Here is a 21,881-nt window from a genome sequence, read left to right as displayed (position 1 = left end):
CGTCCGTACGGCGCACGGCTCCGGCGGCAGGCACAGCGAACCCGGGAGGAACTGCCATGAAGGCACACGAGGGCATGTACATCGGCGGCCGGTGGCGGCCCGCGCGCGGCCAGGACACGATCGCGGTCGTGAACCCGGCGGACGAGCAGGTCATCGGGCACGTCCCGGCCGGCACCGCCGAGGACGTCGACGCCGCAGTACACGCCGCACGGGCCGCCTTCCCCGGCTGGGCGGCCACCCCGCCCGCCGGGCGCGCGGCCAGGATCGCGGCCCTGCGTGACGTGCTGGCGGCCCGCAAGGACGAGATCGCGGAGACCGTCACCGCCGAGCTCGGCTCCCCGCCGCCGCTCTCCCAGGCGGTGCACGCCGGGGTCCCCGTGCTGGTCGCGGGCTCGTACGCCGAACTGGCCGCCTCCTACTCCTTCGAGGAGGAGCTGGGCAACTCCACCGTCCTGCTGGAGCCCGTCGGAGTCGTCGGGGCGATCACCCCCTGGAACTACCCGCTCCACCAGATCGTCGCCAAGGTGGCCCCCGCCCTCGCCGCCGGCTGCACCGTCGTCCTCAAGCCCGCCGAGGACACCCCGCTCACCGCCCAGCTCTTCGCCGAGGCCGTCGAGGAGGCGGGCCTGCCGGACGGCGTCTTCAACCTCGTCACCGGCCTCGGTCCGGTCGCCGGACAGGCACTGGCCGAGCACGAGGGCGTCGACCTGGTCTCCTTCACCGGCTCGACGGCCGTCGGCCGGCAGATCGGCGCCACCGCCGGCGCCGCCGTCAAGCGCGTCGCCCTGGAGCTCGGCGGCAAGTCAGCCAACGTCATCCTGCCCGGCGCCGACCTCGCCAAGGCCGTCAACGTGGGCGTCGCCAACGTCATGTCCAACTCCGGCCAGACGTGCAGTGCCTGGACCCGGATGCTGGTCGACGCCGAACGGTACGAGGAGGCGGTCGCCCTCGCGGCCGCCGCCGTCGCCAAGTACGTACCCGGGGAACGGGTCGGCCCCCTCGTCAACGCCAAGCAGCAGGCCCGGGTGCGCGGCTACATCGAGAAGGGCGTCGCCGAGGGCGCCCGCCTCGTCGCCGGCGGCCCCGAGGCCCCCAGGGAGCGGGGCTACTACGTCAGCCCCACCGTGCTCGCCGACGTCACCCCCGAGATGACCGTCGCCCAGGAGGAGATCTTCGGCCCGGTGCTCTGCGTCCTGCGCTACGAGGACACCGAGGACGCCCTCAGGATCGCCAACGGCACCGTCTACGGGCTGGCCGGTGCCGTCTGGGCCGCCGACGACGCCGAGGCCGTCGCGTTCGCCCGCCGGATGGACACCGGACAGGTGGACATCAACGGCGGCCGCTTCAACCCCCTTGCCCCCTTCGGCGGTTACAAGCAGTCGGGGGTGGGGCGCGAGCTCGGCCCGCACGGCCTCGCCGAGTACCTCCAGACCAAGTCCCTCCAGTTCTGAGCTGTTCCGAGCCGCCCGCCGATCCACCGAGGAGTCTGTTCGTGGTCCGCGCCGCCGTACTGCCCGCCGTCGGAGCTCCGCTGGAGATCACCGACATCGAACTGCCGGAGCCCGGCCCCGGCCAGGTGAGCGTCGCCCTCGCCGCCGCCGGGGTCTGCCACTCCGACCTGTCCCTGTCCGACGGCACCATGCGCGTGCCCGTCCCCGCCGTCCTCGGGCACGAGGGCGCCGGCACGGTGCTCGCCGTCGGCGAGGACGTCACGCACGTCGGCCCCGGCGACGCCGTGGTCCTCAACTGGGCGCCCTCCTGCGGAGCGTGCTTCCACTGCGGGATCGGCGAGGTCTGGCTCTGCGCCGACGCACTCAAGGGCGCCGGGAACATCCACGCCCGCACGGCCGACGGCACCGAGCTCCATCCGGGGCTCAACGTCGCCGCGTTCGCCCAGGAGACCGTCGTCGCCGCCAACTGCGTGCTGCCCGCCCCGGCCGGTATCCCGCTCACCGACGCCGCGCTGCTCGGCTGTGCCGTCCTGACCGGGTACGGGGCCGTCCACCACTCCGCCCGGGTCCGCGAAGGGGAGAGCGTCGTCGTCCTCGGCATCGGCGGGGTCGGCCTCGCCGTGCTCCAGGCCGCGCGCATCGCCGGGGCGTCGAGGATCATCGCCGTCGACGTGTCCCCGGAGAAGGAGGACCTCGCCCGCCGGGCGGGGGCCACCGACTACGTGATCGCCTCCGACACGACCCCGCGCGCCGTCCGCAAGCTGACGGCTGGTCAGGGGGCGGACGTCGCCGTCGAGTGCGTCGGACGCCCCGCCACCATCCGCGGGGCGTGGGAGTCGACCCGCCGGGGCGGGCGCACCACGGTCGTCGGCATCGGCGGCAAGGACCAGGTGGTGACCTTCAACGCCCTGGAGATCTTCCACTGGGGCCGCTCGCTCACCGGCTGCGTGTACGGCAACAGCGATCCGGCCCGCGACCTGCCCGTCCTCGCCGAGCACATCAGGCAGGGGCGCTTCGACCTCTCCATGATGGTCACCGAACGCATCGGACTGGAGGGCATCCCGGCCGCGTTCGACCACATGACCGCGGGCAGGGGCGGGCGCGCGCTGGTCGTCTTCTGAGAGCTGTCGCGTCATACCCGGCGGGCGGGAAGGCGCCGCCTCCGGAACGCGCCCCGGGCCTGACGGCCCTCATCTCCCCACGCGCCGCAGCACCTCGTGCTGCGGCCGCCGGGGCGCGGCGGGCGGCCGGGTCAGCGGGTAGCCCATCCGCAGCACCATCTGCGGATGCCCGAAGTGCGCGGCGCTGCTGGAGACCTCCTCACGCAGCTCCGCGTCCTCCAGCGGCTGGTTGGCGAACGAGGCGGCGATCCCGTGCCCGGTGGCCTCCAGCAGCAGCCGCTGGAGCGCCTGCCCCGCCGCGACCCAGGACGCCGGACCGTCCTCGGCCGTCTCCAGGACGGCGAGTTCCGGGTGCGGTTCGAAGGCGGCCGTGCCGCGCCCGGGCAGCGCCAGATCCGGCGCCAGGTCGCGTACGGCACCGCTGTCCGTGCCGTCGCGGCGCGGCACCGGACCCAGGTTCTCCACCGGGACGGCCGGCGGGACCCCGGTGGTGAGCCGGTCCGTCCGGTCCTCCCGTACGGCGTCGTCCTCGGCCAGGGACGCCCGGCGGATCAGCGTCAGCACCCGCTGGTACTCCGGTTCCGCGTCCAGCCGGCGCAGCGTCGCGCCCTCGTGCTCCGCCGCCCCGCTCAGCAGCGCCAGCACCCCGGCCGGGACGGGCTCGGGCCGGAAGGGGTAGCGGTTCGTACGGCGGTCGCCCACCCAGCGGTACAGCGCCGCCGCCTCCGGGTCCCCACCGTCACCGGTCACCGTGACCCGGGCGACGAACAGCGGGTCCCCGGCCTCCGGCAGCACCGACACCCGCACCGCGCGGTCCAGGCGCGCCAGGGCGGCCCGTACGGTGAACAGCGCCGCCCCGCACGAGAGGTACACATCGCGCTGTGCCGACGCCGTCGCCGTCGGCGCCCTGCGCGGGTCGGCGTGCACCTCCACCCCCTGCGGGCCGGTGGTGAACAGCCATGGCTGGGAGTTCAGGACCGAGGGGGCCGAGGCCGCGGCGGCCGCCACGGCGGTCTGCTCCGGCACGTCGAGGGCGTGGTCGGGGTACGGCATCTCGCAGGCCTCCTGCGGCTGGGTCCCGTGCGGCCGGGCACACCGCCCGCACCTGACGCTGGGTCACTTCCCAGCATCGGGCTCCCGCGCGGCCGGCGTCAGGGGCGTGTGGCCCTCGCCGGAGGGCCGTTCGGCCCTGTTCCCGGACGCCGGCCTCCCGCGGCCCCGGCTCCGTGAGACGGCCACGCCGACGAGGCAGAGCAGGCCGCCGGCCACCGTGAGCGGTGCGGGCACCTCGTCGAGCAGTAGCCACGACATCAGCACCACGATCGCGGGTACCGCGTAGGTCGTGGCGCCCATCCGGCCCGCGGTGGTGCGGGCCAGCGCGTACGCCCAGGTGGTGAAGGCCAGCGCGGTCGGGAAGGCGCCGAGGTAGATCATGTTCAGGGTCGCGGAGGCCGGGGCGTCGGCCGCCTCGGAGACCAGCACCCCGGTGAACGGCAGGCACCCGGCCGCGCCGATCAGGCAGCCGAAGGTGGTCACCTGGAGCGGCGATCCGTACGACAGCGAGGGCTTCTGGCTGATCACCCCGCCCGCGTACGCCACCGCCGCCAGCAGGCAGAGCAGCACCCCCAGCACCGACGAGCCGCCGTGCCCGGACATCGACAGCCCCACGACCACCGCACCCGCGAACGACACCCCCATCCCCGTGAGCAGCCGGCGTGACAGCGGCTCACCCAGCAGCGCGGCGCCCAGCAGGGCCATGAGGATCGGCCCGATGTTCACCAGCATCGCGGCGGTGCCGGCGTCCACCTCCCGCTCACCCCAGTTGAGCACCACCATGTACAGCCCGAACCACAGCAGCCCGGACTTCACGATGCCCGGCCACGCCGCCCGCGCGGGCAGCCCCTCGCGCCGTACGAGCAGGATCACGCCGAGCGTCAGCGCGCCCGCGAGCAGCCGGCCCAGGGCCAGCGCCCCCGGTGAGTAGGCGCCGCCCGCGCTGCGGATGGAAACGAAGGCGGAGGCCCACAGGACCACGGTGGTGCAGGCGGCGGCCGGGGCCCGCCAGTCGTGGCGCGGAACGGCTGCCGAGGCCGGTGTCGTCGTCATGGCCACGACCGTAGGTCCTCGACGGTTCGGCACCTACCGAATTGTCAGGGAGCGTCAATCGTCGAGGGCGCGATACCCAGCAGCTCCTCCAGCGCCCGCAGCCCGTCCGGTGTGGCCCGCACCGCGCGCCCCGTCCCGAACCGCTCGCACCATCCGGCGTCCAGCGCGTGCCGGCACAGGGCCGCGCCCGCCGCACCCGCCAGATGCGGCCGCCGCTCCGTCCAGTCCAGGCAGCCACGGGCCAGCGGCCGCCGTGCCGAGGCGTCCAGCGGGCGGCCCAGCGCGCCGAACCACTCCAGGCCGTCCTCGGTGAGGGCGAAGCCGGTGTCCTGGCGCAGGAGCCCGCGCTCGGTCATCGCCTCGGTGATCCGGATGCCCAGCCGCCCCGCGAGGTGGTCGTAGCAGGTGCGCCCCCGGGCCAGCGCGTTGCCGATGCTCGCCGCGCGCAGCGAGCGGGCGGGTGCCTGCGGGCCGGGGGCGGCGTGCGCGGCCAGCTCCTCGACCAGCTGCGCGACCTGTCGGCCGGCGAGGCGCAGATAGCGGTGGCGGCCCTGGCGCTCCTCGGTCAGCAGCCCGCCGGCCACCAGCTTCCCCAGGTGCTCGCTGGCGGTCGAGGGGGCCACGCCCGCGCCGCGGGCCAGTTCGCCCGCGGTCCAGGCCCGGCCGTCCAGCAGGGCGAGGCAGAAGCGGGCGCGGGTCTCGTCGGCCAGCAGCCCGGCCAGGGCGGCGAGCCGGGACGCCTGCGGATCGTGCGGTGTCGTACGGGCCATGGGTCCAGGATGCGTCAGCCGCCGTTCGGCGACCGCCGAACGGTGCGGCCGGTGACCGTCCGCTCGTACTGCTGGGCCAGGCCGTCCAGCAGGGCCCGCAGCCCGGTCTCGAAGGCGCCCTCGTCGACCTGCTGGCGGCGCTCGGCCAGCAGATGGGCCTGGCCCAGGTGCGGGTAGTCGGCCGGATCGTACGCCGTCTCGTCGTCCACGAAGCCGCGGGCGAAGGAACCGAGCGCCGACCCGGTGACGAAGTAGCGCATCAGCGCCCCGATGTACGTCGCCTGGGCGGGCGGCCAGCCGGCCCGGACCATCGCGCCGAACACCGCGTCGGCGACCCGCAGCCCCGCCGGGCGGCGCCCCGGCCCCTGGGCGAGGACGGGGACGATGTGCGGGTGCGCGGCGAGCGCGGCCCGGTAGGAGACCGCCCAGTCGTGCAGGGCGGCCGGCCAGTCGCGGGCGTCGGACTCCTCGAACATCGACAGGTCGACCTGGGCCGAGACCGCGTCGGCCACCGCGTCCAGGATCTCGTCCTTGTTGCGGAAGTGGTTGTAGAGCGAAGGCCCGCTGACCCCCAGCTCCGCCGCCAGCCTGCGGGTCGAGACGGCGTCCAGCCCTTCGGCGTCCACGAGGGCGCCCGCCGCCTCGACGATGCGGTCTCTGCTGAGGAGGGGCTTGCGCGGTCGGGCCATGCGGCACATAGTAAGGCCTGCGCAGGGAAAACTAGCAGTGCTAATTAAAAGTGGGGTGTCACAGGATGAACCTGGAGCTGAGCGAGGAGCAGGAAGCCGTACGGGAGCTCGCCGAGGACTTCGTCGCACGCGAGATCACCCCGCACGTCGTCGCGTGGGACAGGGCCGAGAGTGTCGACAGGTCGATCGTGAGGAAGCTGGGCGCGCTCGGCTTCCTCGGGCTCACGATCCCCGAGGAGTACGGCGGCTCGGGCGGGGACCACCTGGCGTACTGCCTGGTGACGGAGGAGCTGGGACGCGGCGACTCCTCGGTCCGCGGCATCGTCTCCGTCTCGCTCGGCCTGGTCGCCAAGACCGTCGCGTCCTGGGGGAGCGAGGAGCAGAAGCGGCAGTGGCTGCCCCGGCTGACCTCGGGCGAGGCCCTCGGCTGCTTCGGCCTCACCGAGCCGGGCACCGGCTCCGACGCCGGCAGCCTGGCGACGAAGGCGGTACGCGACGGCGACGACTACGTGATCAACGGCTCCAAGATGTTCATCACCAACGGCACCTGGGCCGATGTCGTCCTGCTCTTCGCCCGTACCGGCGACACACCCGGCCACCGGGGTGTCTCCGCCTTTCTGGTGCCGGCCGACGCGCCGGGGCTGACCCGCCGCACCGTGCACGGCAAGCTCGGCCTGCGCGGCCAGGCCACCGCCGAGCTGGTCCTGGAGGACGTCCGCGTCCCGGCCACCGCCCTCATGGGCCCCGAGGGCAAGGGGTTCTCGATCGCGATGTCGGCCCTGGCCAAGGGGCGGATGTCGGTCGCCGCGGGCTGCGTCGGCATCGCCCAGGCCGCCCTGGACGCCGCCGTGCGGTACGCGGGCGAGCGTGAGCAGTTCGGGAAGTCCATCGCGAGCTACCAGCTCGTCCAGGAACTGATCAGCGACATCTCCGTGGACGTCGACGCGGCCCGCATGCTGACCTGGCGCGTCGCCGATCTCGTCGACCGCGGCCAGGACTTCGCGACCGCCGCCTCCACCGCGAAGCTCTTCGCATCCGAGGCGGCCGTCCGCGCGGCCAACAACGCGCTCCAGGTGTTCGGCGGTTACGGGTACATCGACGAGTACCCGGTCGGCAAGCTGGTCAGGGACGCCCGCGTGATGACCCTGTACGAGGGCACCAGCCAGATCCAGAAGCTGATCATCGGCCGCGCCCTGACGGGGGTCTCCGCCTTCTGAGCCGCCCCGCCCGCCGCCCTGAGTACCGGCTGAGTACGCCTACGGATGCGGCGGACGCCGCCGCGCCGGATGCTGTGCGGCATGAGTGAGACGACTTCGGTCAAGCAGCAGAGCACCACGGCCTTCTACGGCCAGGCCGTCCTGTCCTTCGGCGTGGCCCTGGGCGCGGTGGCCCTCGGCATCCTCTTCCTCGACGCCGACGCCTGGGTGCGGGCCTTCCTCGCCGTCGGTGTCCTCTACCTCGTCACCTCCTGCTTCACCCTGGCCAAGATCGTCAGGGACCGCCAGGAGGAGGGGCGGATCTCCAGCCGGGTCGACCAGGCCAGGCTGGAGAAGATCCTCGCCGAGCACGACCCCTTCCAGAAGCTCTGACCGCCGCGCCCGCCCCGTCCCCCTAAGCGCTTGCTCAGCTTCGGGGTATGGTGTTCGTCCTGCGAGGGGAAAGGGGCACGTGGCGATGAGCGCGGCGGAGGAGACGGGCGTCGAGGACGCGCCGTGGAGCGAGGTCACACCCGAGGCGGCCCGGCGACTGCTCGTCGCCGCCGTCGAGGCCTTCGCCGAACGCGGCTACCACGCGACCACCACCCGTGACATCGCCGGCCGGGCCGGGATGAGCCCCGCGGCGCTCTACATCCACTACAAGACGAAGGAAGAGCTGCTCCACCGGATCAGCAGGATCGGCCACGACCGGGCCCTGCGCCTCCTGGAGGCGGCGGCCGAGGGCGAGGGCACGGCGGCCGACCGGCTGGCCGACGCCGTACGGTCCTTCGTCCGCTGGCACGCCGAACGCCACACCACGGCGCGGGTGGTGCAGTACGAGCTCGAGGCCCTCGGCGAGGAGCACCGGGCCGAGATCGTCGGCCTGCGCAGGAAGACCGACGCGGTGGTGCGCGGGATCATCGGCGAGGGTGTGCGGGCGGGGGAGTTCGACGTCCCCGACGTGCCCGGCACCACGCTGGCCGTGCTGTCGCTCTGCATCGACGTGGCGCGCTGGTTCAACGCCCAGGGCAGCCGGACGCCCGACGAGGTCGGCACGCTCTACGCCGACCTCGTCCTGCGCATGGTCGGCGCTCAGAAGTAGTAGCGCGACACCGACTCGGCGACGCAGGCCGGCTTGTCGCCGTCTTCGCGCTCGACCGTGACGAGAGCGGTCACCTGGACCCCGCCGCCCGCCTCCTCGACGCTTCTGAGCACGGCCGTGGCGCGCAGCCGCGAGCCCACCGGCACAGGCGAGGGGAAACGGACCTTGTTGGTGCCGTAGTTGATGCCCATCTTCGCCCCCTCGACCTGGAGGACCTGCGGGACGAGGACGGGCAGCAGCGAGAGCGTCAGGTAGCCGTGCGCGATCGGCCTGCCGAAGGGGCCGGCCGCGGCGCGCTCGGGGTCCACATGGATCCACTGGTGGTCGCCGGTCGCCTCGGCGAACCGGTCGATCCTCGTCTGATCGATCTCCAGCCAGTCGCTGTGGCCCAGCTCCTCGCCCACCGCGTCCCGCAGCTCCTGTGCGGACGTGAAGATCTTCGGCTCTGCCATGGTCCCGCTCCCTGCCTTCCCGTGCCTACGTCTGTGAGCGTCCCGCTCCAGGGTGATGTCTAAGCGCTTGCTCAGCATGCTCGGGAGGTGCGTCCCTGTCAACGACGGACCGGCCGGGGCGCGGGAAGCGGTGGGCGGGTGCGCGGTGCGGGAAGCGGTGGGCGGGTGCGCGGTGCCGGCCAGTAGGCTCGGTGGGGTGCCACAGATCCCGCAGACGCTCCACGAACTCACGGTCGGTCAGCTCTCCGCGCGCAGTGGGGCCGCCGTCTCGGCCCTGCACTTCTACGAGTCCAAGGGCCTGATCAGCAGCCGCCGCACCAGCGGCAACCAGCGCCGCTACACCAGGGACGCCCTGCGCCGGGTCGCGTTCGTCCGCGCGGCGCAGCGCGTCGGCATCCCGCTCGCCACCATCAGGCAGGCGCTCGCCGAACTCCCCGACGAGCGCACCCCGAACCGCGACGACTGGGCGCGGCTCTCCCGGGCGTGGCGCTCCGAACTGGACGAGCGGATCGAGCAGTTGGGGCGGCTGCGCGACCACCTCACGGACTGCATCGGCTGCGGATGCCTGTCGCTGGAGGCCTGCGTGCTCTCCAACCCCGACGACATCTCGGGCGAGAAGATCGCCGGGTCGCGCCTCATGCCGGAGCGCCGGGCCGGGAAGACGCCCCCGGAGCCGAGGCCGGACCCCGCCCAGGACCCGGCCGGGCCCTGTGCCGATCCGTGTCCCTGAGGGGCCGTCCACGCGGGCGTCGCCGCACCGGGGGCCGCCGGGGACGGGGCCGGTTCCCCGTCCCGGACGCGGTGCGCTTCGCTCCCGGCGGCCGGTTCCCCGCCCCGGACGCGGTGCGCTTCGCTCCCGGCGGCCGGTTCCCGTGACGCCTCAGGCGGCGGACGCGAGTGCCCCGGGCCGTCGGCGTGCCCGCTCCAGGGCCCTGCCGGTCAGCACCGACTGCGGGACCACGATGCCGCACCCGGTGCAGACCGGTCCGAACCACGGTTCACGTTCGAGGTCCTGCCGCCAGACGATCCCCTGGTCCGCGCAGACCGGGCAGGCCGTCCCCGGCTCACCGTCCAGGGCCGCGATCAGCCGGTCCAGCACCTCCGCGAGCGGTGCGTCCGGGTGGACCCCCGGGTCGTCGCAGGGCGCGATGTCCCTGCCGCCCCAGGTCCGCCGGTGCCAGTCGTCGAAGGTCCCCGGCCGGCGCAGCCCGTCGTGCTTCTCCCGCCGCCGCCGCTCGGCGAACCCCGTCTCGTACGCGAGCCAGACCGCCCGCGCCTCCTCCAGCTCCTCCAGGGCCCGGATCAGGCGCTCAGGGTCGGGCGCCCGGTCCTCCGGCCCGATACCGTGCCGCGCGCACAGATGATCCCAGGTCGCCCGGTGCCCGTAGGGGGCGAACCGCTCCAGGCATTTGCGCAGCGAATACCGGCGCAAGGCCAGATCGCCCCGTGGATCGCGGACCTGTCTCGCAAGACTCCGGAAACCGGCCATAGCACTGCCACCTCCGTCGCTCGGTACTTCGGCGTCAAGGGATGGACGTACGAGTGCCCGATTCGGCTCCATCGAAAGGCGAAAGGCGTCCATTTCCTGAGATGACATGGTGAGGAAGGCGCCACCGCATGTGTCGATTCGGAAAAAGTGACTGATGTTCATCTTAACGAGGGGTCTGTACCGCCAGTAACCTCCGCGCATCGGCCATCCGGAGGAGCACGCATGCCCCCACGCACCCGCACGCTCAGAGCCGCCACAGTCGCGGCCGTCCTCGCTCTCGGCACGTCTCTGCTCGCCTCGGTCCCGCAGGCCGGCGCGGCACAGCCCGAACCCGCCGCCGTCACCGACCACTGCCAGGGGCAGTGCGCCGACATCCTGCCGCCCGGCGAGAACGGCAACGCCACCCTCGTCGAGATCCTCGGCAACAAGGCCTTCGGCACCCACCCCGCCCACAGCGACGACCAGCTCGACCGCTACAACGGCCTGGTCGCGGGTCATACGGGCCTCACCGACCAGAAGCTGACCGACTTCTTCAACGACGCCTCGTTCGGTGTCCCCGCCAACCAGGTCGAGTCCGTCACCCAGCCCCGCGAGGACGTCACGATCACCCGTGACAAGAAGACCGGCGTCCCTCACATCAAGGGCACCACGCGCTACGGCACCGAGTACGGCGCCGGGTTCGCCGCCGGGCAGGACCGGCTGTGGCTGATGGACCTCTTCCGGCACATCGGACGCGGCGAGCTGACCTCCTTCGCCGGCGGAGCGCTCGCCAACCAGGGCCTGGAACAGCAGTTCTGGCCGCAGGCCCCCTACACCGAGGCGGACCTGGAGGCGCAGGTCGAGCGGATCAGGACCACCGAGGGCGCCCGCGGTGAGCAGGCCATGGCCGACGCGCAGGCCTACATCGACGGCATCAACGCCTACCGGGAGAAGTCCAAGAAGGGCCGCTACTTCCCGGGCGAGTACGTCCTCACCGGCAAGATCGACTCCATCACCAACGTGGGCGAGATCCAGCCGTTCAAGCTGACCGACCTCATCTCGATCGCCTCGGTGGTCGGCGGGCAGTTCGGCGGGGGAGGCGGCGGCGAGGTCCAGGCCGCGCTCTCGCTGCTGGCCGCCCAGCAGAAGTACGGGCTCCAGGAGGGCACCCGGGTCTGGGAGTCCTTCCGCCAGCGCGACGACCCCGAGGCCGTCCTGACCATCCATGACGGCACCTCCTTCCCGTACGCGGGCAAGCCCGACCAGGCGCGCGGCACCGCCCTCCCCGACGCGGGCTCCGTCACCCCCGAACCGCTGATCTACGACCGCACCGGCTCGGCGGGTACGAACAAGAAGGCCGCGGTCGACGCACCGGCGGACCTCGCACCGGCGCAGGGCATCTTCGACGACGGGGTCATCCCGGAGGGATCGCTGCCCGGCACCGGCGACGGCGCCGCCAAGCGCGGCATGTCCAACGCCCTGGTGGTCTCCGGCGAGCACACCGCGAGCGGCAACCCCGTCGCGGTCTTCGGCCCCCAGACCGGCTACTTCGCGCCCCAGCTGATGATGCTCCAGGAGCTCCAGGGGCCGGGCATCAGCGCCCGCGGCGTCTCCTTCGCCGGTGTCGGCATGTACATCCAGATGGGCCGGGGCCAGGACTACGCCTGGAGCGCCACCTCGGCCGCCCAGGACATCACCGACACGTACGCCGTCGAACTCTGCGAACCGGACGGCTCCGCGCCGTCCGGGAGCTCGACCCACTACCTCTCCCGCGGCGTCTGCGCCCCGATGGAGAAGATGGAGCGCACCAACTCCTGGAAGCCCACCGTCGCCGACTCCACCGCGAAGGGCTCCTACCGCATGCAGGTGTGGCGGACCGACTACGGCATCGTCACCCACCGGGCCACGGTCGGCGGCAAGCCCGTCGCCTACACCTCACTGCGCACCACCTACCGCCACGAGGCCGACTCGATCATCGGCTTCCAGCTGCTCAACGACCCGGCGTACGTCACCGACGCGGCCTCCTTCCAGCAGGCGGCCTCCCACATCGACTACGCCTTCAACTGGTTCTACGCGGACTCCCGCACCACGGCCTACTACAACAGCGGGATGAACCCGGTCCGGGCGCCGGGCGTGGACGCCGCCCTGCCGGTCAAGGCCGAGAAGGCGTACGAATGGCGGGGCTTCGACCCGGCGGCCAACACCACCGACTACACCCCGTTCGCCGAGCACCCGCACTCCAGCGGGCAGGACTACTACATCTCCTGGAACAACCGCCAGGCCAAGGACTACGCCGCCGCCGCGTTCGGCTTCGGCGCGGTGCACCGGGGCGACCTGCTCGACGACCGGGTGGCCGCGCTGGTCGCCGACGGACAGGTGACCCGGGCGTCCCTGACCCGTGCCATGGAGGAGGCCGCCCTCACCGACCTGCGGGGCGAGCAGCTGCTGCCGGAGCTCCTGAAGGTGATCCGCTCCCAGCCGGTCACCGACCCGGCGCTGAACGCGGTGGTGCAGCAGCTGGACTCCTGGCGGGCGGCCGGCGCCCAGCGCAAGGAGACGGCCGAGGGGTCACACACGTACACGCACGCGGACGCGGTCCGGATCATGGACGCCTGGTGGCCGAAGCTCGTCGAGGCGGAGTTCCGCCCCGGTCTGGGTGACGACCTCTACGGGGCGTTCACCGCGAGCCTGGCCACCGACGAGTCCCCGGCGGCCAGCCACGGACCCAGCGGGGCACACAGCGGCTCCGCCTTCCAGTACGGCTGGTGGGGCTTCGCCGACAAGGACCTGCGCCAGGTGCTCGGACAGCCCGTCAGGGGGCCGCTGGCCAAGACGTACTGCGGCGACGGCGACCTCGGCGCCTGCCGTGACGCGCTGCTGACCACCCTGAAGCAGGCGGCGGCGGTGCCGGCGACGACCGTCTATCCGGGCGACGACAGTTGCAAGGCCGGCGAGCAGTGGTGCGGCGACGCCATCGTCCACCGCCCCCTGGGCGGGATCGGGCACAAGACGATCCACTGGCAGAACCGCCCGACCTACCAGCAGGTCGTGGAGTTCCCCTCGCACCGCTGAGTCCACCCGGCCGGGGAGGCGCGGATGTGATCCGTGACCGCGTCCACCCCGGCCGGCAGGGCGGCACAGGAGGCCCCTCGCACAGCCGTTCGGCCCGGCGCGGGGGGCCTCGCCATGCCCCGTCCGTGGGCGTCCCGGCCGCCCCGGCCTTCGGGACCGGTGGGGCGGCCAGTAGCATTTCGGGGTTCACCAGTGTCATGTACATCAAGGGGTGGGGACAACTTGAGACCGAATCGAGTGCGCGGCATGGCTGTGGCCACCGCGCTCGGAGTCGTCGCCGTTCTGGGATTCCAGAACGCCGCGAGCGGCGCCGGAGCGGGAGAGGCGCGGGCCGAGGTACGGCCGGCCGCGGGGGCGGGCGCGTACAGTGCCGCCGCCGAGGGGGACGGACCGGTCAGGAGCGAGGTGCACAAGCTCGCCCTGAAGTCCGAGGGGCACGGCGAGGCCCGCCTCGCTCGGCGTACGACGGAGCCGTTCGGCATGCTGGGCGTGTCCTGGCCCGACGCCGACGCGAAGATCAAGGGCACGATCGAGGCCCGGACCCGCAGCGCGGAGACCGGTGAGTGGTCCGACTGGATCGCCCTGGAGCCGTACCTGCCCGGCCTCGACGGCGAGCGCCCCGCGGAACGCGGCTCCACCGAGCCCGTCTGGGTCGGCCGCTCCGACGGCGCCGAGGTGCGGGTGAGTGACACAGCGGCCTCCGGCACACTGCCGGCCGGCCTCCGGCTCGACATGATCGACCCGGGCACCGGGCGGAGCGCGGCACAGAGCGGCGCGGCGAAGGCGGAGCCCGCCGCCTTCGCCGCCTCGGCGACCGACCCCGGCCCGCCCTCGACGGTCCCGCAGCCCCCGGTCGTCAGCCGCGCCCAGTGGGGCGCCGACGAGTCGCTGAACGACGAGGGCCCGATCTATCTCGAGAACGGCGTCATCAAGGCCGTCTTCGTGCACCACACCACGGACGGCGCCTACAACTGCGCCGACTCCGCGGCCGTCGTGCGGGCCCTGCACGTCTACCACGTGAAGACGAACGGCTGGCGCGACCTCGGCTACAACTTCCTGGTCGACAAGTGCGGAACGATCTTCGAAGGCCGTCAGGGCGGCATCGACCAGCCCGTCATGGGCGCGCACACCTACGGCTTCAACAGCGAGTCCACCAGTGTCGCGATCATCGGCGACTACACGAAGGCCGGGGCGTCGAACGCCGCCCTGGAGGCGACCGCCCGGGTGGCCGCGTACAAGCTCGGGCAGTACGGCGGTGACCCGGCGGGCAGCACCACGCTGGTGGCCGGTGCCACGCAGAAGAACTACGCGGGCAAGGACTTCGTCGCCGGGCAGTCCTACTCCTTCAGCCGGATCTCGGGTCACCGGGACGGCTTCAACACCGAGTGCCCGGGTATGAAGCTCTACCCGCAGCTCCCGGACATCCGGACGCTGGCCGCGGGCCCGGTGCAGGGCCTCAAGGTCACCTCGGTCGGCGGCGGGGCGTTCCCCGTGGACTCCGGCTACGAGACCCCGGGTCCCGTCTCGGTGAACTGGTCGACGACCACTCCGACCTCGCTGATCAGCGGGTTCGAGCTGCTCGTCGACGGCCGGAAGGTGGCCGGCGTGGCCGGCAAGGCCCGTACCGCCTCCACGACGCTCGTCCCGGGCAGTCACAAGATCACGGTGAAGGCCGTCCACCAGTCGGGACTGAGCACGGTCACCACCGCGGTGAACGTGAGCGTGCCAAGCCCGAAGAAGTTCGTACCGGTCACCCCGCAGCGGCTGATGGACACCCGCACGGGACTGGGTGTGCCGAAGGCGCCGGTCGGACCCAAGGGCGTGGTGACGCTCCAGGTGACGGGGGCCAACGGCATCCCGGCCACCGGCGTGGGCGCCGTCGTGCTGAACGTGACGGCGGCGAACGTGACGGGGACGAGTTATGTGTCGGTGTACCCGGACGGGACGACGCGGACGAGTGCGTCGAACCTGAACGTGGTGAAGGGGCAGGTCGTCGCCAACCTCGTGGTCGTGCCGGTGGTGAACGGCAGGGTGAGTTTCTACAACAACGCGGCCGGTCTCGATCTGATCGCGGACATCACCGGCTACTTCACCTCGGTCGGTGAGGGCGCCTCGCACGTCAATCTCGGTCCGAAGCGTGTGATGGACACGCGTACGGGGCTGGGTGTGCCGAAGGCGCCGCTGGGGGCGAAGGGCGTGGTGACCCTCCAGGTCGCCGGTGTCGACGGTGTTCCGGCCGAGGGTGTCACGGCGGTCGTGCTGAACGTGACGGCGGCGAACGTGACGGGGACGAGTTATGTGTCGGTGTACCCGGACGGGACGACGCGGACGAGTGCGTCGAACCTGAACGTGGTGAAGGGGCAGGTCGTCCCGAACCTCGTGGTCGTGCCGGTGGTGAACGGCAGGGTGAGTTTCTACAACAACGCGGCCGGTCTCGATCTGATCGCGGACATCACCGGCTACTTCCGCAAGTGAGCTGACACAGGCGGGGTGTTCCGGACAGGTCCCGGAGCACCCCGCCTTCGTGCGCGGCCGGCCCGCGTATCCGGTGCCCGCCGATCGACCCCGCCGAGCAGGCGGTATCCGGTGGCTGGTCTGCGACGGGGATCGGGTCGTGGGGTTCGTGAGGGCGTTCTTCGACCTCCCCCTCGACCACGACGCGCACACCCCCGGCGCCCCGCCGCGCTCAGGACTCCGGCGGCTCGCCGTGGCCGCCGCGGACCTCACCGGTAGAGCAGGTACTCCCGCCGCACCCTCCGGAACGCCGCCAGATCCCGGGCCCAGGCCCCCACCACCTCGTCCGTGTCCGCGCCCGCGTCGATCATGGTGCGGACCCGTGTGCTGCCCGTGAGCTTGTCGATCCAGTCGTCCGAGCGCCAGGCGAACCCGCTCCACGTCCGCTTCGCCGTGACCAGCAGCGCGATCCCCGTACGGACCGGGTCGAAGGCCTCCCGGTCGTGGACGTGCAGCTGCACCCCGCCCACCGTCCTCCCCTCGAACTTGGAGAACACCGGCGCGAAGTACGCCTCGCGGAACGCCACCCCCGGCAGCTCCAGCGCGTTCACGGCCGCCGCCCACCGGTGGTCGATCCCCTCCGCGCCCAGCAGCTCGAAGGGCCGGGTGGTGCCCCTTCCCTCGGAGAGGTTCGTACCCTCGAACAGGCAGGTGCCCGAGTAGACCAGCGCCGTATCGGCCGTCGGCATGTTCGGGCTCGGCGGCACCCACGGCAGGCCCGTTGCGTCGAAGAAGTCGGAGCGCCGCCAGCCGGACATCTTCACGACGTCCAGTTCCACCGGCCGCGCCGCCAGGAACTCCTCGTTGAACAGCAGCGCCAGCTCGGCGACGGTCATCCCGTGCGCCTGGGCGATCTCCCGGCGCCCCACGAACGTACCGAACGCCGGATCCAGCACCGGCCCCAGCGCGGCCCGCCCGGACACCGGGTTCGGCCGGTCCAGGACGACGAACCGCTTGCCCGCGAGCGCCGCCGCCTCCATGCAGTCGTACAGCGTCCAGATGTACGTGTAGAAGCGCGCCCCCGCGTCCTGGATGTCGAAGACGACGGTGTCCACACCGGACGCGGTGAAGATGTCCGCCAGCTCCTGACCGCTCTTCAGGTACGTGTCGTACACGGGCAGTCCGGTCGCCGGGTCGTCGTACCGGCCTTCCGAGCCGCCCGCCTGCGCCGTCCCCCGGAAGCCGTGCTCGGGGCCGAAGACCGCGGTCACCGCCACCCGGCGGTCCGGGTGCATCACGTCCACGACGTGCCGCACGTCGGCGGTGACCCCCGTCGGGTTGGTGACCACCCCGACCTTCTGCCCGGCCAGCAGCCGGTACCCGTCGGCGGCCAGCCGGGCGAAGCCGGTACGGACGCCGGAGCGTCCGGCTCCGGGCCCTCCGCCGCGCCCTGAGGCGGCCGCCGTACCGGACCCGGCCGCGGTGGCCGCGAGCGCCCCACCGCGCCGCCGACGGCCAGCACACCACGTCTGGACAGGGTCATTCCGCTACCTCCATGATCGCGCCGACTGTCATGGTCACGCACGCTAGCGCGGGCGCGCGCCAGGCGGAACGTCCACGACCGGGCAGTTTCCGCGTCCTGGTCCACGCCCCTTCCCGGATCACATACCGACTGGTTAGTCTGCCGGGAGGACGGCTGAGAGAGGCGGGAGCAGATGAGTACCGTGCAGGGTGCCGGCGTAGTGGTGACCGGGGCCGGAGGCGGCATCGGCGCCGCTCTGGCCCGCAGATTCGCCGCGGAGGGCGCCCGGGTCGTGGTCAACGACCTCGACGCCGCCCGGATCGCGCCGCTCGCCGAGGAGATCGGCGCCGCAGTCGTGGCCGGCGACGCCTCCGGCATCGTGGACGCCGCACGCGACGCGCTCGGCGGCACGGTGGACGTCTACTGCGCCAACGCCGGCCTCGCCTCGGGAGGCGACGCCTTCGCCGACGAGGACGTCTGGGCGGCGGCCTGGGACGTCAACGTCATGGCGCACGTCCGCGCGGCCAGGGCGCTGCTGCCCGACTGGCTGGAACGCGGCAGCGGCCGTTTCGTCTCCACCGCGTCGGCGGCCGGGCTGCTGACGATGATCGGGGCCGCCCCGTACAGCGTCACCAAGCACGGCGCCGTCGCCTTCGCCGAATGGCTCGCCCTGACCTACCGGCACCGCGGGATCAAGGTCCACGCGATCTGCCCGCAGGGCGTGCGTACGGACATGCTCACGGCGGCCGGAACCGCCGGCGAGCTGGTGCTCGCCCCCACCGCGATCGAACCCGAGGCCGTCGCCGACGCCCTGTTCGACGCCATGGAGCAGGACCGCTTCCTGGTCCTGCCGCACCCCGAGGTGGCCGGGTTCTACCGGGCCCGCGCCAAGGACCCCGACCAGTGGATCGGCAACATGAACCATCTGCAGCGGAAGTGGGAGGAGACCGGAGCGTGACCGAGTCGATCTACGCGGCAAAGCCCTGGACCGCCCTGCTCAGCGAGGCGCAGCTGGCCCCCGTCCACCCGGCCGAGACCCTGGTGCACGCCTTCCGGGCGGCCGTCGGGCGCGCCCCGGAGCGCACCGCGCTCGCCTACTTCGACGGACGCCTCACCTACCGCGAGGCCGACGCCCTGTCCGACTCGGTGGCCGGGCACCTCGCCGCCGAGGGGCTGGAACGAGGCGACCGGGTCGCGATCATGCTCCAGAACACCCCGCACTTCGTCCTCGCGCTCCTCGGCGCCTGGAAGGCCGGCGCCACCGTCGTACCGCTCAACCCGATGTACAAGTCCGGCGAGGTCGGCCACGTCCTCGACGACGCGGGCGTGACCGCGCTGGTCTGCTCCGACCGGGCCTGGGCGTCCTACCTGCGGGCCACCGCCGAAGCCGCGCCAGGTGTGCGGATCGCCCTCACCGCCTGCGAGCTCGACCTCCAGTCCACCGACGACCCCCGGGTGCTCGGCTTCGAACGGCTGCCCGCACCCGGTCCCCGGGACCTCGCCGCCGACCTCGTGGCCGTGGCCCGGCAGGGACGCGCGGCCCCCGAGGGGCGGGAGCTCACCGCGGGCGACACCGCCCTGATCAGCTACACCTCCGGGACGAGCGGTACCCCCAAGGGCGCCATGAACTCGCACGGCAACATCATGGTCAACGCCGAGCGGCAGCGGGCCGGCCACCCCGTCGAGGAGGGCTCCGCCTACTTCGCGCTCGCCCCGCTCTTCCACATCACCGGCATGGTGTGCCAGCTCGCCGCCTGCGTCGCCAACGCGGGCACCCTGGTGCTCGCCCACCGCTTCGAGGCGGGCGTCGTCCTGGATGCCTTCGCCGAGCACCGGCCCGCCTACACCGTGGGCCCGTCGACCGCCTTCATGGCGCTGGCCGCGCACCCGGACGCCACCCCCGGGCACTTCGCCTCCTTCCAGGTGATCTCCTCCGGCGGCGCCCCGCTGCCGCCCGCCCTGGTCGAGAGGTTCCGGGACGGCTTCGGACCGTACATACGCAACGGCTACGGCCTCACCGAGTGCACGGCGCCCTGCGCCTCCGTACCGCCGGAGCGCGAGGCCCCCGTCGACCCCGTCTCCGGGACCCTCTCCGTCGGCGTGCCCGGACCCGACACGGTGGTCCGGATCATCGACGAGAACGGCGACGACGTGCCCTTCGGCGAGCAGGGCGAGATCGCCGTGCGTGGACCGCAGGTCGTCTCCGGCTACTGGAACCTCCCCGAGGCCACGGAGGCCGCCTTCCCGGACGGGGAGCTGCGCACCGGAGACATCGGCTTCATGGACGCCCAGGGCTGGCTCTACGTCGTCGACCGCAAGAAGGACATGATCAACGCCTCCGGGTTCAAGGTCTGGCCCCGGGAGGTGGAGGACGTCCTCCACACCCATCCAGCGGTCCGCGAGGCCGCCGTCGTCGGCGTCCCCGACGCCTACCGCGGCGAGAGCGTCCGGGCCTACGTCAGCCTGCGCCCCGGAGCCGAGGTGGACCCGGCCGCCCTGGGCGCCTACTGCAAGGAGCGGCTCGCCGCGTACAAGTACCCGCGCGAGGTGGAGATCCTGACGGAGCTCCCCAAGACGGCGAGTGGGAAGATCCTCAGGCGGGAACTGCGTCCACCCCGTTAGACGCGGGACGCGAGACGGTCCATGGACAGTACGAGAGGGCAGGTGGCGGCAATGGCCAAGGCGATGGACGGGAACGGTACGCCCGTCCCCCAGAGGCTGCTGGCCGCCGCCACCCGGCTCTTCGCCGAGCAGGGCTACGACCGCACGTCGGTCCAGGAGATCGTCGAGGCGGCGGGCGTCACCAAGGGGGCCCTGTACCACTACTTCGGTTCCAAGGAGGACCTCCTCCAGGAGGTCTACGCCCGGGTCCTGCGACTCCAGCAGGAGCGGCTCGACGCCTTCGCGAACGCCGAGGCGCCGATCGAGCGGCGGCTGCGGGACGCGGCCGCCGACGTGGTGGTCACGACCATCGACAACCTCGACGACGCCTCGATCTTCTTCCGCTCGATGCACCACCTGAGCCCGGAGAAGAACAAGCAGGTCCGCATGGAGCGCCGCCGCTACCACGAACGCTTCCGCGCGTTGATCGAGGAGGGCCAGCGGGCCGGGGTGTTCTCCACCGCGACCCCCGCCGACCTGGTCGTCGACTACCACTTCGGCTCGGTCCACCACCTCTCCACGTGGTACCGCCCGGGCGGACCGCTCACCCGCCAGCAGGTCGCCGACCACCTGGCGGACCTGCTGCTGCGGGCGCTGCGCCCCTGAGGGGCCGTCAGGAATCGCCGGGGGCAGGCGTGCTGCGGATCGAACACATGACGCAGAGCTAAAAGCCGTGCGGGATGGGGATGCTTCAGGCATCCCGCAAGGAGGCGCCCATGGCCACCCCACTGTCCGCGACGACTCTCCTCAAGGCCCTGCGCGCCGAAGGCGTCGCCGTCACCGAGGTAGGCGCTTGGCGCACGCACAACCGCAACCACGTGGGCGCCTGGGGCCCGGTCAACGGCAGCATGGTCCACCACTCGGTCACCCGCGGAACCGCGTCGACGGTGGCCATCTGCCGGGACGGGTACGCCGACCTGCCCGGCCCGCTGTGCCACGGCGTGATCGCCAAGAACGGCCGGGTGCACCTCGTCGGCTGGGGCCGCGCCAATCACGCCGGAGGCGGGGACCCCCGGGTGCTGGAACAGGTGATCGCCGAGTCGTACGGCACCCGGCCCTCCCCGCCGACCAAGGGCAACAGCGACGGCGTCGACGGGAACGCGCGGTTCTACGGCTGGGAGTGCGAGAACATGGGCGACGGCAAGGACCCGTGGCCCGCCGCCCAGTACGGCGCGATCGTCCGTGTCCAGGCGGCCCTGTGCCGCGCGCACGGCTGGAGCGCGAAGAGCGTGATCGGACATCTGGAATGGTCCGACGACAAGATCGACCCCCGCGGCTTCGGCATGCCGGCCCTGCGCGCCGACATCGCCGAGCGGCTCGAGCACCCCGCCGGCTGGAACCCGGGCACCGGCCCGGGCGAGGAGGACGACATGCCCGCACGCGTCAATCCGTCGGTCAAGCAGACCAAGAACCGCCCCCAGGGCGACTGGCTGCCCGTCCCGTTGGCCGCCGCCCTGGTCACCGGCCCCGCCGACTACTCCGGCACCGTGTACCTCCGCCTGTCCGGCGTACCCGCGGGGGCGACGATCCAGTCCCGCTTCTACGAGACCAAGGGCGGCAAGAAGTCGAAGAGCGGCCAGATCACCGAGCACCTGGCCACCAGCGGCGACACCTTCGTCGCGGTGACCAACGCGGGCGGCCACTGCGACTCCGGGGCGTCCCTGGGCGTCGAGTACCTCGTCCTCGACGGCGCGGGCGGCACCCACGACCTGGTCTCGGGGCAGGCCCAGCTCCTCTACTGGAAGTAGGGCCGGGACCTCGTACGTCCGATAATCGAACAAGGCTGTCCGGATTCCACTCTTGACCGTACTCGGTCA

General features: G+C 72.6%; 18 protein-coding genes and 1 pseudogene. 12 read left to right on the top strand and 7 right to left on the bottom strand.

Features of this window, described 5'->3' with window-relative positions; genetic code table 11:
• The first annotated feature begins 56 nt into the window (after nucleotides 1–56).
• A complete protein-coding gene (locus SACTE_RS05635; protein WP_014045063.1) occupies nucleotides 57–1,451 on the top strand; it encodes an aldehyde dehydrogenase family protein in 1,395 nt (464 codons plus the stop codon).
• 41 nt (nucleotides 1,452–1,492) lie between these two features.
• The gene (locus tag SACTE_RS05630) at nucleotides 1,493–2,572 is read left to right on the top strand and encodes a Zn-dependent alcohol dehydrogenase (RefSeq protein WP_014045062.1); all 1,080 of its coding nucleotides are present in this window, start codon (nucleotides 1,493–1,495) and stop codon (nucleotides 2,570–2,572) included.
• A 69-nt stretch (nucleotides 2,573–2,641) separates the two neighbouring features.
• On the opposite strand, the gene SACTE_RS05625 is transcribed toward SACTE_RS05630, so the two are convergent.
• From SACTE_RS05625 to SACTE_RS05610, 4 genes are all read right to left on the bottom strand, one after another.
• Nucleotides 2,642–3,625, bottom strand: coding sequence for a hypothetical protein (locus SACTE_RS05625; RefSeq protein WP_014045061.1), 984 nt, complete (start codon nucleotides 3,623–3,625; stop codon nucleotides 2,642–2,644).
• A 63-nt stretch (nucleotides 3,626–3,688) separates the two neighbouring features.
• Nucleotides 3,689–4,678: a DMT family transporter gene (locus SACTE_RS05620; RefSeq protein WP_202434207.1), complete on the bottom strand. Its 990-nt coding sequence runs from the start codon at nucleotides 4,676–4,678 to the stop codon at nucleotides 3,689–3,691.
• 44 nt (nucleotides 4,679–4,722) lie between these two features.
• Complete coding sequence (locus SACTE_RS05615) at nucleotides 4,723–5,448, bottom strand: winged helix-turn-helix domain-containing protein (RefSeq protein ID WP_014045059.1); 726 nt, start codon at nucleotides 5,446–5,448, stop codon at nucleotides 4,723–4,725.
• A 14-nt stretch (nucleotides 5,449–5,462) separates the two neighbouring features.
• Nucleotides 5,463–6,137 (bottom strand): TetR/AcrR family transcriptional regulator C-terminal domain-containing protein, encoded by a 675-nt coding sequence (locus SACTE_RS05610; RefSeq protein WP_019993949.1) that lies wholly within the window; start codon nucleotides 6,135–6,137, stop codon nucleotides 5,463–5,465.
• A gap of 65 nt (nucleotides 6,138–6,202) precedes the next feature.
• Here SACTE_RS05610 and SACTE_RS05605 point away from each other — a divergent pair, with 65 nt between their 5' ends.
• From SACTE_RS05605 to SACTE_RS05595, 3 genes are all read left to right on the top strand, one after another.
• Entirely contained in the window at nucleotides 6,203–7,354 is a 1,152-nt protein-coding gene (locus SACTE_RS05605; RefSeq protein ID WP_014045057.1) for an acyl-CoA dehydrogenase family protein, read from the top strand.
• Between the two features lie 81 nt (nucleotides 7,355–7,435).
• Nucleotides 7,436–7,726, top strand: coding sequence for a YiaA/YiaB family inner membrane protein (locus SACTE_RS05600; protein WP_026359275.1), 291 nt, complete (start codon nucleotides 7,436–7,438; stop codon nucleotides 7,724–7,726).
• A gap of 85 nt (nucleotides 7,727–7,811) precedes the next feature.
• Complete coding sequence (locus tag SACTE_RS05595) at nucleotides 7,812–8,435, top strand: TetR/AcrR family transcriptional regulator (RefSeq protein WP_014045055.1); 624 nt, start codon at nucleotides 7,812–7,814, stop codon at nucleotides 8,433–8,435.
• On the opposite strand, the gene SACTE_RS05590 is transcribed toward SACTE_RS05595, so the two are convergent.
• The gene (locus SACTE_RS05590; protein WP_014045054.1) at nucleotides 8,426–8,887 is read right to left on the bottom strand and encodes a MaoC family dehydratase; all 462 of its coding nucleotides are present in this window, start codon (nucleotides 8,885–8,887) and stop codon (nucleotides 8,426–8,428) included. The two genes, SACTE_RS05595 and SACTE_RS05590, sit on opposite strands and share 10 nt — an antisense overlap.
• Nucleotides 8,888–9,083: 196 nt before the next feature.
• On the opposite strand from SACTE_RS05590, the gene soxR reads away from it, so the two are divergent.
• Nucleotides 9,084–9,617 carry a redox-sensitive transcriptional activator SoxR gene (soxR, locus tag SACTE_RS05585; RefSeq protein WP_014045053.1) on the top strand — a complete coding sequence of 178 codons (534 nt, stop codon included), beginning with the start codon at nucleotides 9,084–9,086 and terminating at the stop codon, nucleotides 9,615–9,617.
• 150 nt (nucleotides 9,618–9,767) lie between these two features.
• Here soxR and SACTE_RS05580 read toward each other — a convergent pair whose 3' ends face one another.
• Complete coding sequence (locus SACTE_RS05580) at nucleotides 9,768–10,376, bottom strand: hypothetical protein (protein ID WP_014045052.1); 609 nt, start codon at nucleotides 10,374–10,376, stop codon at nucleotides 9,768–9,770.
• Between the two features lie 222 nt (nucleotides 10,377–10,598).
• Between SACTE_RS05580 and SACTE_RS05575 the strand changes: the two genes are divergently transcribed.
• On the top strand, nucleotides 10,599–13,427 hold the full coding sequence (locus tag SACTE_RS05575) for a penicillin acylase family protein (protein WP_014045051.1): 2,829 nt from the start codon (nucleotides 10,599–10,601) through the stop codon (nucleotides 13,425–13,427).
• Between the two features lie 246 nt (nucleotides 13,428–13,673).
• Nucleotides 13,674–15,902: a peptidoglycan recognition protein gene (locus SACTE_RS05570; protein ID WP_014045050.1), complete on the top strand. Its 2,229-nt coding sequence runs from the start codon at nucleotides 13,674–13,676 to the stop codon at nucleotides 15,900–15,902.
• Between the two features lie 248 nt (nucleotides 15,903–16,150).
• Here the strand turns inward: SACTE_RS05570 and SACTE_RS05565 are convergent.
• A pseudogene (locus SACTE_RS05565) lies at nucleotides 16,151–17,424 on the bottom strand (DUF1343 domain-containing protein).
• 172 nt (nucleotides 17,425–17,596) lie between these two features.
• On the opposite strand from SACTE_RS05565, the gene SACTE_RS05560 reads away from it, so the two are divergent.
• From SACTE_RS05560 to SACTE_RS05545, 4 genes are all read left to right on the top strand, one after another.
• Entirely contained in the window at nucleotides 17,597–18,361 is a 765-nt protein-coding gene (locus SACTE_RS05560; RefSeq protein ID WP_014045048.1) for an SDR family oxidoreductase, read from the top strand.
• Complete coding sequence (locus SACTE_RS05555) at nucleotides 18,358–20,025, top strand: AMP-binding protein (protein WP_014045047.1); 1,668 nt, start codon at nucleotides 18,358–18,360, stop codon at nucleotides 20,023–20,025. Before SACTE_RS05560 ends, SACTE_RS05555 begins: the two co-directional genes overlap by 4 nt.
• A gap of 51 nt (nucleotides 20,026–20,076) precedes the next feature.
• Nucleotides 20,077–20,670, top strand: a complete 594-nt coding sequence (locus tag SACTE_RS05550) for a TetR/AcrR family transcriptional regulator (RefSeq protein WP_014045046.1) — start codon at nucleotides 20,077–20,079, stop codon at nucleotides 20,668–20,670.
• A gap of 110 nt (nucleotides 20,671–20,780) precedes the next feature.
• Nucleotides 20,781–21,812 (top strand): N-acetylmuramoyl-L-alanine amidase, encoded by a 1,032-nt coding sequence (locus SACTE_RS05545; RefSeq protein ID WP_014045045.1) that lies wholly within the window; start codon nucleotides 20,781–20,783, stop codon nucleotides 21,810–21,812.
• The last annotated feature ends 69 nt before the right edge of the window (nucleotides 21,813–21,881 follow it).

This window comes from Streptomyces sp. SirexAA-E (genome assembly GCF_000177195.2).
Classification (GTDB): Bacteria; Actinomycetota; Actinomycetes; order Streptomycetales; family Streptomycetaceae; genus Streptomyces; species Streptomyces flavovirens.
This window is presented reverse-complemented; position numbering and strand designations above follow the sequence as displayed.